The following is an 11,454-nucleotide window of genomic DNA, read 5'->3' on the forward strand; positions in this document are numbered from 1 at the left end:
CTTGAACCAGTCCACACGATCAACCGCAAGCTGATTGAGTACGGAGCCTAAGCCTCCGCATCCAACCCGTACGCCGTGTGCAGCACCCGCACCGCCAACTCGGTGTAATCCTCCTCGATCAGCACGCTGACCTTGATCTCGCTGGTCGTGATCGCCTGGACGTTGATCCCGCGCTCGCCCAGCGTCCGGAACATCGTCGCCGCCACGCCCGCATGGCTCCGCATGCCGACCCCCACTACCGAAATCTTGGCCACCCGCGTATCGTGGACCAGCCGCTCGTACCCGATCGCCCCCTGCGCCGAGCCCAGCACCTCCAGCGAGCGCGCCAGGTCGGCGGCCGGCACCGTGAAGGTCACGTCGGTCGACCCCGCCGAGTGGGCCACGTTCTGGACGATCATGTCGACGTTGATCCCGCCGTCCGCCAGCGGCCCGAAGATCGCCGCGACGGCCCCGGGCTTGTCGGGCACCGCGGTCAGCGTGATCTTGGCCTCGTTCTTGTCGTGCGCGATCCCGGTGATGACGCGTCGTTCCATCTCGTCCACTTCCTCCTCGCCCACGATCAGCGTGCCCCTGTGCTCCCACGACTCATGCGCGCCGTCTTCCCCGGATTCGTCATTGCCCTCGAACGACGACAGCACGCGCACGCGTACGCGCTCCTTCATCGCCAGCCCGACCGATCGCGTCTGGAGCACCTTGGCCCCGACGCTCGCCAGCTCCAGCATCTCCTCGTAAGTCACGCGCGACAGCTTGCGCGCGCGCGGCACGATGCGCGGGTCGGTGGTGTAGACGCCGTCGACGTCCGTATAGATGTCGCACCGCTCCGCGCGCATCGCCGCCGCCACCGCGACCGCCGACGTGTCGGACCCGCCGCGCCCGAGCGTCGTGACCGACCCGTCCTCGCTCACGCCCTGGAACCCCGGGATCACCGCCACCTCGCCCCGCCCGAGCGCCGCCTCGAGCGCGCCCATATCCACCTCTTCGATCCTCGCCGAGGCATGGGCAGACGACGTGCGGATCGGCAGCTGCCACCCCAGCCAGCTCCGCGCGGGCACCCCCGCCGCCTGAAGCGCGATCGCCAGCAGCCCGCTCGTCACCTGCTCGCCCGCCGCGACGACGACGTCGTATTCGCGCGGATCATAGAGCGACGACGCCTCACGGCAGAAGCCGACCAGCCGGTCGGTCTCGCCCGCCATCGCCGACACGACGACCGCGATCTCATGCCCCCGCTCGCGCTCGCGCTTCACGCGCGCTGCGACCGAGCGGATGCGCTCCGTCCCCGCCATCGACGTGCCCCCGAACTTCATCACGATCCGCGCCATCGCCCGATACGTCCCCCTTGGGTGCGGCAAGCGGCCCTGATAGGGGACGCGGCATGAGCGTTGCAAGTGACGGCCTTGGCGAACGGGGAACGATCCGCGCGGCCGAGGCCGAGCATTTCGGCCGCCTCGCCGCCGATTGGTGGAACCCGCGCGGCACCTCCGCGATGCTCCACAAGCTCAACCCGCCCCGGCTGCGCCACATCCGCGCGCGGGTGGATGCGCATTGGGGCGGCGACCCGCAGTCCTTCACGCCGCTTGGCGGAAAGCGCGTCCTCGATGTCGGCTGCGGCGCGGGGCTGCTCGCCGAACCGCTCGCACGGCTGGGCGCGACCGTCACCGGGATCGACGCCGCGCCGGAGGTAATCGCCGCCGCAAGGACCCACGCCGAAGCCGCCGGGCTCACGATCGACTACCGCGCGGGCGGGATCGAGGCGCTTGGACCAGGCGAACGCTTCGACCTTGTCGTCAGCCTGGAGGTGATCGAGCATGTCGGCGACCGTCCCGCCTTCGTGTGCGGCCTCGCGGGCGCGCTGGCCGACGGCGGGCTGCTGATCCTCTCCACCCCCAACCGTACGCCGCTATCGCACCTGGCGATGATCACGGTCGCGGAAGGGACAGGCGTCATCCCGCGCGGCACGCACGATTGGGAGCGGTTCCTGACCCCCGACCAGCTTACCCGGCTGATCGAGGCCGAGGGGCTGGTGATCCGCGACCTGACCGGCCTGGCCTTCTCGCTCGCGCACGGCTTCGAACTCTCCGCCTCGACCGAGCTCGATTACTTCCTAACGGCCGCCCGCCCTGCCTCTGCCTTGGCCGCCACCAGCCCCTCATAGTACCGCATCAGTTCGGCCGCATGCTCGCGGTCGCTGCGCACCCGCCCAGCCGCCGTGACCGCCGCGCGCCTGAGCATCGCCCGGTCGCGCGCGAACAGCCGCCCGATCGCCGCCGCCGCCGCCGCCGCGTCACGCGGCTCGTACAGCTCGGACGCGTGGCGGTCCGCCACCTCCGCGCAGCCGCCGCTGGCGGGCGCGATCAGCGGCAGGCCCGACGCCATCGCCTCCGACGCGACCAGCCCGAACGGCTCGCCCTCCGCCCCGTGGATCAGCGCGTCGCAGCTCGCCATGATCCGCGCCAGCCGCTCGCGGTCGTACACCGGCCGGAACAGCCGGATATGCGGACTGCCCGCCACCCGCCGCTCGAGCTTGGGGCTGAGACCCCCATGCCCCAGCAGCATCAGCCCGACCGGCATCGTCGCGCCGGCCCGCTCGGCCGCGTCGATCACGAGCGGCCAGCGCTTCTCGGGATGGTGCCGCCCCATTCCCAACAGCAGCAGCCCGTCCGGCCCGAGCCCCAACTGCGCCAGCATGGCCCGCCGCAGGTCGTCGTCACGCATGGCCGGCGAGAAATGCCCGCGCTCGATCCCCAGCGGCATGGCGGCATCGATGCGCAGGCCCCGCGCCCGCAGCCGTTTCTCCAGCGCGGGGCCGTTCGTGACGACCGCGTCATATCGTTCGAGGAAACGGCCCATATACCGCGTGTACCAGGCGAACGCGCGCTCCACCCGCTCGCCGCTCGCCACATTCTCGAACCAGCGCTGCGCGTACGCCGCCATGTTGTCGTTGTGCATGAAGAACACGCGCGGCGCATTTCCCTTCCAGTTCGCGACGAACCAGGCGGGCCGCCAGGGCGAGGAACACTCCACCAGGTCCGGATGGAGCCGGTCGAGCGCCGCCGTCATCGCCGCCTCGTCCCAGAACAGCCCGTAATTGCGGTCGAACGGCAGCCGCGGCGACCGCAGATACTCGATCCGCCCGCCGCCCGGCCGCTCCTCGATCCGGTCCTCGGGGCCCGGCGCGAGGACGATCAGCTCATGGCCCATCTCCGCCAGCAGCCCCATCTTGCGCTCCAGATAGGTGCGCACGCCCCCGCCCGTCGGCGAGTAGAACTCGTTGACGTCGACGATCCTCACCGCGACACACGCCGCCGAACTAGCGCGACCACCCCGAACGCGGCGAGCAGGCCCGCATCGACGACCAGCGTCAGCGCGGCGGTGAACGCCATCAGCTCGGCCAGCGCCCCGTCGCCGCCCAGCGCCATGATCGCCAGATTGGCGAACAACAGCTCCTTGTTGGGCACCAGCGGCAGGCGCGATACCAGCAGCCGTCCCGCCGCCAGCAGCAGCCAGGTCTGGGTCGTCGCCCCCGGCAGCGCCGCCTCCCAGGCGAGCGCGATCAGCAGCGATCCGCCCAATATCCGCCCACCATGCGCCCCGAATATCCACAGGAGCGCGGGCCGGTCGAGCGAGAAGACGCGGGTCCGGAACACCAGGAACGGCAGCGAGGTCAGCACCAGCACCGCCGCCGACCAGCCCGCCGTCGCCTCCCATCCGGCGGGCAGCAACGCCGCACCGAACGGGATCGCCGCCGCCATCAGCGCGAGCGTGACCGCGTTGCCCGCCATCGCCGATAGGATACTCACATCCTTCACCGCCCCGAACGGGGCCGCGACCATCGGCGCGTGCGCCCGCGCCCAGCTGTAGAAATACGCCTCGCCCGAATAGGACAGCACCTCGTTGGCGACGCGCTTCTTCAGCGTCGCCGCCAGCCCCGCCGCGGGGATGCGCCACAACTTGCGGAAGATCAGATAGTCGACGACGGGCAGCGCGAGATAGGCCAGCGCGAAGAACAGATAGAACACCGGGCTCCGCGGCACCGATCGCGTCAGCCCGTCCAACCCGTCGCCCAGCAGCTCGCGCGCGAGGCCCGCGATCATCACCAGCGTCAGCCCCGCCCCCAGCAGGGCGGGCCACCGTCGGCGGGCGTCGGTCAGCGGCTCCAGCCCGATCGCCACCGCGGCGTCGATCGGCGGCGGCGCGGCGGCGGCGTGCGCCGGCTTCAGTCCCGCAGCTTGCCTCGGATCCATCGGCCGCCTCATGCCTCGCGATTATGGCGGTCCCGCGACACCGACCGTCAGGCCGGACGCGCCCGCTCCGGGGTAGCGGCCTGAAAAGCAGGCAGTTCGTTCGCCGCCGCGTTCGCCGCGACCAGCCGGGGGTAGGGCGTCAAGTCCACGTCGAACCGCCGGGCATTGTAGAGCTGCGGCACCAGGCAGATGTCCGCCACCCCCGGCGCGTCCCCGCCCAGGAACGGGCAGATTCCGGGGCCCGCCATGGCCTCCAACGCACCCAGCCCCTCGCTTACCCAATGCCGGTACCACTCGGCCTTTGCGTCCGCGTCCGCCCCGAACTGCGACTCGATCCGTTTCAGGACGCGCAGATTGTCGATCGGGTGGATATCCGCGACGATCACCAGCGCCATCGCCGTCGCCCGCGCCCTCGAGGTCGGGTCGGCGGGCCAGAAGCGCGGCTCCGGGTAAGTATCGTCCAACCATTGCAGGACCGCCAGGCTCTGCGTCAGTGCGGTCCCGTCCTCCAGCACCAACGTCGGCACGAACCCTTGCGCATTCACGCCCAGGTTCTCCGCCGTTCGTTGCGCTCCCGCAACCAGATCGACCGGAACCGTCGCATAAGCCAGCTTCTTCAGCTCCAGCGCGATCCGCACCCGGTACGCCGCCGACGACCGCCAATAGTCATGCAGCCTAAGCACCCGACCTCACCGCGTCTCGTCGGGATGGAGCGACGCTCCCGAGCGCCCGCCGCGGAACGACCCGGGCCAGGTGAGCGGGTTCCACCCCGCCGTCCCGTCGAGCGAGAAGGTCACGAACTCGGCCCGCCCGCCCACATTCTCATACGGCACCGCCCCGCCCAGCCCCAGCTGCGCCAGCGGAAAGCGGCTATCCGCCGACCGGTCGCGGTTGTCGCCCATCAGGAACAGGTGATCGGCCGGGATGACGATGGGACGGTAGTTGTCGCCGATGCTGTTCGGCTCCAGATCGACCGTGTCGTAGCTCCGCCCGTTGGGCAGCGTCTCCCGCACGATCGGCAGGCGGCACACTTCCTCACCCGACGGCAGCCGCTCCCTCGCGCCCGGATATTCCATCGGCGAGCACGGCGTATTGACGTCCACGGGCACCAGCCGGTCGCGCGGCGCGCTCCGCCGAATCGGCCGCCCGTTGATGAGCACTGCGCCCCCGCGCACCTCCAACCGGTCGCCGGGCAACCCGATCACCCGCTTGATGTAATCGTTGCGCGTTCCCGGCGGCGTCACGATCACCACGTCCCCGCGCGTGGGCAGCGATCCGAGCAGCCGCCCCTTGGCGAACGGCACCGGCACGCTCCAACTGTCGACCGGCTGCCTGAGCACCAGCGAGCGGAAGATGGCCGTGGGCGAGGGGATCGTCGGCGACACGAACGACCAGCCATACGCGAACTTGCTCACCACCAGCCGGTCGCCGACCTGCAGGCCGGGCAGCATCGATTCCGATGGGATGTAGAACGGCTTGGCGATGAAGCTGTGGAAGCCGAGCACGATCAGGATCAGCCACGCGATCCCCTTGGCCTCGCCGAACCAATCGGTCCCGCGTTTCGCCGGCGGCTTGGTCCCGGACCTGCTCTCGATCGCCGTGTCGCTCATTCAGTCGGTTCCGAGCAGGGTTCCGGGGGCCGCACCGCCTCGATCACAACGAACGCCTGCGCCCAGGGATGATCGTCGGTCAGCGTCAGATGCACGCGCAGGACGTGGCCGTCCGGCGTCAGGGCGTCAAGCCTGGCCCGCGCCCCGCCCGTGAGCTCCAGCGTCGGTGCGCCGCTGGGCGAGTTCACCACCCCGATGTCGCGCATGAACACGCCGCGCCTGAACCCCGTACCCACCGCCTTTGAAAACGCCTCCTTGGCCGCGAACCGCTTGGCCAGCGTCCCCGCCTTGGTGAACGGCCGCCGATCCGCCCGCGCGCGCTCGGCGTCGGTGAACACCCGGCGCTCGAACCGCTCCCCGAACCGCTCGATCGACCGCGCGATCCGCTCGATGCTGCACAGGTCCGAGCCCAAGCCGATGATCAACGAGCCGCATCCATCAGCTCGCGCATTCGCCGTACGCTTTCGCCCAACCCGACGAACAACGCCTCGCCTACCAGGAAGTGCCCGATATTGAGCTCGCGCAGCTGCGGGATGGCCGCGACCCCTTGCACATTGTCGAATGTCAGCCCGTGCCCGGCATGCACCTCGATCCCGTTCTTCGCCGCCAGCGCCGCCGCGTCCGCCAGCCGCCTCAGCTCCTCGGCCCGCGCATCGCCCGCCAGCTCGGCGTAACGCCCGGTATGCAGCTCGATCACCGGCGCGCCGAGCCGGAGCGCCGCCTCGATCTGCCGCGCCTCCGGCTCGACGAACAGCGACACCCGTATCCGCGCCGCGCCCAGTTCGGCCACCATCGGTGCCAGCACGTTATGCAGCCCCGCCGCGTCCAGCCCACCCTCGGTCGTCCGCTCCTCGCGCTTTTCGGGCACGAACATCGCCGCGTGCGGTCGGTGGCGCATGGCGATGGCGAACATCTCGTCGGTCGCCGCCATCTCGAGATTCAGTGGCACCGTCAGCTCGGCCGACAGTCGCGCGATATCGTCGTCGGTGATGTGCCGCCGGTCCTCGCGCAGGTGCGCGGTGATCCCGTCCGCCCCCGCCTCCGCCGCCATCAGCGCGGCGCGCACCGGATCGGGATACCCCGCCCCCCGCGCGTTCCTGACCGTCGCCACATGGTCGATGTTGACGCCGAGCCGAAGACCGGCCTTACCGCCGGGTCGAAGATCGCGTGTCATGCGGAACGCTCGATGAAGTTGGCGAGGTGACGGTAGCGGTCCACGAACGTGAGCTTCTCCACACGTTGCTTGTTCGCCAAGGCCACCTCGGGCAACGTCAGCTCGAACTCATTCAGGGCATCCCCGATCGCGTCGGCATGCGGCACCGGATAGTTTGCGGCGGAAGCCAGGAAGTCGCGTACGGCCTCGATCGCCAAGATAGGACGACCCTCATGGGACCCGATGTCCGTTCCCGCCAGGTCGGACGCGAACGCCTGGTAGCGGAACCGTTCAGTTTTAAGAGCACCGTCCAAGACGAGAATACGATGCTCCCGAAGAGCTTTTCGGCCTAGATATTTCATCCCGATCGCGATGCCGAGTTCGATAGGCATGTTGAAACGGGGCAGCCCCGTGTTCCCGTCCGGTTCAATCCGTGAGATGTCGTGGATGCTGAACGAGCTCTCCTCGATGAGCTTGACGATCTTCGCCAAACGAAGCTCGCCGCTATCCACGACCTCCAAAGCGCTACTAACGATGAAACCGCAGTAAGCGACCGCAAAAACGATTGCATCGAATAGCGGCTGGTACCCCCGATCGAACGGACAGTTGATGAATACCGAGGCGGAGTGCGCCGAACCGTTCCTAGCCAGCCCCATCGACCGCCGCTCGACCCTTCGCGAGCTCGATTAGAACCCGGTCCACGGCCTCGCGAGACCGGCGGTTCTCCTCGGGCGTAGGAGGAAGTGAGACCCGGCCCGGCCGGAGCAGAACAAGTTGCCCCTCTTCGTCCCGCAAGCGCCAGCGGGGAACTCGACCCGGCTTCTTAATCACTTCCATTTTCATGGACCAAGACATAGCGCCAGATGCTCAACTTGCCAACGCCGCCCGACTCCCCGGCTTGACCGCGGGTATCGCCGCCAGGTCGGGCGGCAGCGCGTCGACCGCGTAGCTCGGCACATCCAGCCGGATCAACGGATGGAACGGCACGCCCAGATCGGCCGCGCCGCCCGACCGGTCGACCAGCGCCGCCGCGGCGACCGTCTCGCCCCCGGCGCGCGCGATCGCCGCGATCGCCTCGCGCGACGACAGGCCGGTGGTCACCACGTCCTCCATCATCAGAACCCGTTGCCCACGCTCCAGCCGAAACCCGCGCCGCAGCTCGAAGGTGCCCTCGGGCCGTTCCAGGAACATCGCCTCGATACCCAGCGCGCGTGCCATCTCGTGCCCCGCGATCACGCCGCCCATCGCCGGCGACACCACCGCCGTCACGCTCGCGCGCACCTCGTCCGGCAGCCGCGCCGCCAGCGCCTCGGCCAGCCGCGCGGCGCGGCGCGGGTTCATCAGCACGCGCGCGCATTGCAGATAGCGCGGGCTGCGCAGCCCCGACGACAAGATGAAATGCCCCTCCAGCAGCGCGGCGGCGGCGTGGAACTCGGCTAGGACCTCATCGTCGGTCATCGTCTCGGACGCGCTCCTGACACCCGTGCGCTCTACGAAGCGCGGGGCGGCCGCGCAACGTGATCGCATGTTAATTTTGCGGGGACGGCCGCTTGCCGGGCGGGCTCACCGGCGCATATAGGCTTCAAGCAGTTGAATGGAGCCGGACGCCACGGGTGTATGAGGTGGCACGGACACATCGCCATAAGGTCTCAATGAAGCCCATGCGCTCCGCGATCACCTCTCTCGGTCTGGCACTCGGCCTGGCGCTCGCCGGCGTGGCCGTCGCCCAGACCGCATCCGTTCCGGCCGCCCCCGCACCGACCGCTCCTGTCACCGCGCCGTTGCCGGCCCCGGTAGCGCCGCCCGCGGTCGAGGGTGGGCAGCAATCCGCCAACTCGGCCGGGTCGACCAGCACCGCGCCCACCACCGCGTCGGCGACCCCGCCCGCCGCGCCCGACAGCCCGCTCCTCGCCCAGAACGGCGCGCCCGTGTTCGACGGCAACCGCGCGATCGGCGTCCCGGTGGCCAGGGGCTTCGACATCCAGCCTCAAGTCACCAAGAACGGCGACTTCGCGATGTGGATGCACAACTCGATCCTATTTCCCGTCATCACCGCCATCTGCGTACTGGTGCTCGGACTTATCGTCTGGGTCGTGATCCGCTATCGCCGCGCCGCCAACCCGATCCCGTCCAAGACGTCGCACAACACCACGATCGAGGTGCTGTGGACGCTGCTTCCGGTGGTTGCGCTCGTCCTGATCGCGGTACCGTCGATCGGGCTCCTCCAGGCGCAGTTCAAGCCCGCTCCGTCGGGCGCGGTGACGCTCAAGGCCATCGGCAACCAGTGGTACTGGACCTATCAATATCCCGATCACGGCGGGTTCGAGGTAACGGCCAACATGCTCAAGGAGGCCAAGGAGGTCAACCCGGGCGAGCGTGCTCGCACCGACGCCGACGGTCCCCGCCTGCTCGCCACCGACAACCGCATCGTGCTGCCGGTCGGCGTGCCGATCCGCCTCATCACGACCTCGAACGATGTCATCCACAGCTGGGCGATGCCCGCTTTCTGGATGAAGCTCGACGCGATCCCCGGCCGCCTGAACGAGACCAGCTTCACCATCGAGAAGCCCGGCCTTTATTTCGGCCAGTGCTCCGAGCTGTGCGGTCCGCGCCATCCGTTTATGCCGATCGGGGTGCAGGCGGTATCGCCCGCGCAGTTCGCGGCTTGGATCGCGGCCAAGGGCGGCACCATGCCGCGCGCCGGCCAGGCCTCGAACAAGGTCATCCCGCAGGCCGAGTCCGACGTCGCCGACGATACGTCCAACGGCGTGGAGGGTGAGGGCGTACCTCTCGAAAACGCCACCATCCGCGTACAACCCAAAGTGGAACGAGCGACCGGCAACGAGCCTGGTCTCGGCAACCCTGGAATCTGATCATGACCGATACAGCCCTGTCACCCGGCGGTTTCGCTTTCCAGGCGGACGACCGCGCCCGCGACCATTCGCATAGCGACGCCGATCACAAACCCGGCTTCTTCGCGCGTTGGTTCATGTCCACCAATCACAAGGACATCGGCACCCTCTATCTGATCTTCGCGATCGTCGCTGGCATCATCGGCGGCGCGATCTCCGGCTTGATGCGCGCCGAATTGGCGCATCCCGGCATCCAGTATCTGGGCGGCTGGGCCAATATGATGAACGGCGGCACCGGGTCGCTCGACGCGTCGCTTCATCTGTGGAACGTCCTGATCACCGCGCACGGCCTGATCATGGTGTTCTTCATGGTCATGCCCGCCATGATCGGCGGCTTCGGCAACTGGTTCGTCCCCATCATGATCGGCGCGCCCGACATGGCGTTCCCGCGCATGAACAACGTCAGCTTCTGGTTGCTGATTCCCGCTTTCGCGCTGCTTCTCGCTTCGCCTTTTGCGGGTGGCGCGGGCACCGGCTGGACGGTCTATCCGACGCTGTCGACCTACGGGCAGCCCGGGCCGTCGGTCGACATGGCGATCCTGTCGCTCCACATCGCGGGCGCCAGCTCTATCCTGGGTGCGATCAACTTCATTACCACCATCTTCAACATGCGCGCGCCGGGCATGACGCTGCACAAAATGCCGTTGTTCGTCTGGTCGGTACTCGTCACCGCTTTCCTCCTGCTTCTCGCGCTCCCGGTCCTCGCGGCCGCGATCACGATGCTGCTGACCGATCGTAATTTCGGCACCACCTTCTTCGATCCCGCAGGCGGCGGCGATCCGGTGCTCTACCAGCACCTATTCTGGTTCTTCGGTCATCCCGAAGTGTACATCATGATCCTGCCGGGCTTCGGCATCGTCAGCCAGGTGATCGCGACCTTCAGCCGCAAGCCCGTCTTTGGCTATCTCGGCATGGCCTACGCCATGGTCGCGATCGGCGTGGTCGGCTTCGTCGTGTGGGCGCACCACATGTTCGCGATCGGCCTGAGCGTGAACACCAAGATGTACTTCACCGCCGCGACGATGGTCATCGCGGTTCCCACCGGCATCAAGATCTTCTCGTGGATCGCGACCATGTGGGGCGGCTCCATGTCGTTCAAGACGCCGATGGTCTGGGCGATCGGGTTCATCTTCATGTTCACCGTCGGCGGCGTCACGGGCGTCGTGCTCGCGAACGGCGGCATCGACGACTATATGCACGACACCTACTACGTCGTGGCGCACTTCCATTACGTGCTCTCGCTCGGCGCGGTGTTCGCGTTGTTCGCGGGCTTCTATTACTGGTTCCCGAAGATGTCGGGCAAGATGTACAACGAGTTCCTCGGCCAGCTGCACTTCTGGGTGTTCTTCGTCGGCGTGAACGTGTTGTTCTTTCCGATGCACTTCCTGGGTCTCCAGGGCATGCCGCGCCGCATCTCTGACTATCCCGACGCGTTCGAATACTGGAACACGATCGCCAGCTACGGCTACATGATCATGGCGATCGGCATGGCGGTGTTCTTCGTCAACCTGATCTACTCGATGCTGGCGGGCAAGAAG

Annotated in this window: 12 protein-coding genes; 3 read left to right on the forward strand and 9 right to left on the reverse strand. The window is 68.2% G+C overall.

Annotated elements, in window-relative coordinates; genetic code table 11:
- Positions 1–47: 47 nt before the first annotated feature.
- Positions 48–1,319 (reverse strand): aspartate kinase, encoded by a 1,272-nt coding sequence (locus tag ACFE7F_RS14675; protein WP_375404595.1) that lies wholly within the window; start codon positions 1,317–1,319, stop codon positions 48–50.
- Positions 1,320–1,372: 53 nt separating this feature from the next.
- Here ACFE7F_RS14675 and ubiG point away from each other — a divergent pair, with 53 nt between their 5' ends.
- A complete protein-coding gene (gene ubiG / locus ACFE7F_RS14680; RefSeq protein WP_375404596.1) occupies positions 1,373–2,152 on the forward strand; it encodes a bifunctional 2-polyprenyl-6-hydroxyphenol methylase/3-demethylubiquinol 3-O-methyltransferase UbiG in 780 nt (259 codons plus the stop codon).
- Here ubiG and ACFE7F_RS14685 read toward each other — a convergent pair.
- The 8 genes from ACFE7F_RS14685 to pyrE all read right to left on the reverse strand — a co-directional run bounded on the left by ACFE7F_RS14685 (position 2,095) and on the right by pyrE (position 8,462).
- Complete coding sequence (locus ACFE7F_RS14685) at positions 2,095–3,288, reverse strand: glycosyltransferase (protein WP_375404597.1); 1,194 nt, start codon at positions 3,286–3,288, stop codon at positions 2,095–2,097. The genes ubiG and ACFE7F_RS14685 overlap by 58 nt on opposite strands.
- Positions 3,285–4,241, reverse strand: coding sequence for a hypothetical protein (locus tag ACFE7F_RS14690; protein WP_375404598.1), 957 nt, complete (start codon positions 4,239–4,241; stop codon positions 3,285–3,287). The genes ACFE7F_RS14685 and ACFE7F_RS14690 overlap by 4 nt, the downstream gene beginning before the upstream one ends.
- Before the next feature lie 47 nt (positions 4,242–4,288).
- Positions 4,289–4,924: a maleylacetoacetate isomerase gene (maiA, locus tag ACFE7F_RS14695; protein WP_375404599.1), complete on the reverse strand. Its 636-nt coding sequence runs from the start codon at positions 4,922–4,924 to the stop codon at positions 4,289–4,291.
- Positions 4,925–4,930: 6 nt separating this feature from the next.
- Positions 4,931–5,851, reverse strand: coding sequence for a signal peptidase I (gene lepB, locus ACFE7F_RS14700; protein ID WP_375404600.1), 921 nt, complete (start codon positions 5,849–5,851; stop codon positions 4,931–4,933).
- Entirely contained in the window at positions 5,848–6,276 is a 429-nt protein-coding gene (gene acpS, locus ACFE7F_RS14705) for a holo-ACP synthase (RefSeq protein WP_375404601.1), read from the reverse strand. Before acpS ends, lepB begins: the two co-directional genes overlap by 4 nt.
- On the reverse strand, positions 6,273–7,025 hold the full coding sequence (locus ACFE7F_RS14710; protein WP_375404602.1) for a pyridoxine 5'-phosphate synthase: 753 nt from the start codon (positions 7,023–7,025) through the stop codon (positions 6,273–6,275). Before ACFE7F_RS14710 ends, acpS begins: the two co-directional genes overlap by 4 nt.
- Positions 7,022–7,660, reverse strand: coding sequence for a hypothetical protein (locus tag ACFE7F_RS14715; protein ID WP_375404603.1), 639 nt, complete (start codon positions 7,658–7,660; stop codon positions 7,022–7,024). Before ACFE7F_RS14715 ends, ACFE7F_RS14710 begins: the two co-directional genes overlap by 4 nt.
- A 211-nt stretch (positions 7,661–7,871) precedes the next feature.
- Positions 7,872–8,462, reverse strand: coding sequence for an orotate phosphoribosyltransferase (pyrE, locus tag ACFE7F_RS14720; protein WP_375404604.1), 591 nt, complete (start codon positions 8,460–8,462; stop codon positions 7,872–7,874).
- 203 nt (positions 8,463–8,665) lie between these two features.
- On the opposite strand from pyrE, the gene coxB reads away from it, so the two are divergent.
- Both coxB and ctaD read left to right on the forward strand, forming a co-directional pair.
- Positions 8,666–9,877, forward strand: coding sequence for a cytochrome c oxidase subunit II (coxB, locus tag ACFE7F_RS14725; RefSeq protein ID WP_375404606.1), 1,212 nt, complete (start codon positions 8,666–8,668; stop codon positions 9,875–9,877).
- Between the two features lie 2 nt (positions 9,878–9,879).
- Positions 9,880–11,454: cytochrome c oxidase subunit I (gene ctaD / locus ACFE7F_RS14730; protein ID WP_375404605.1), on the forward strand; the 1,575-nt coding region annotated here is incomplete at its 3' end.

Origin of the sequence: uncultured Sphingomonas sp. (assembly GCF_964235535.1) — a bacterium.
Lineage (GTDB): Bacteria > Pseudomonadota > Alphaproteobacteria > Sphingomonadales > Sphingomonadaceae > Sphingomonas.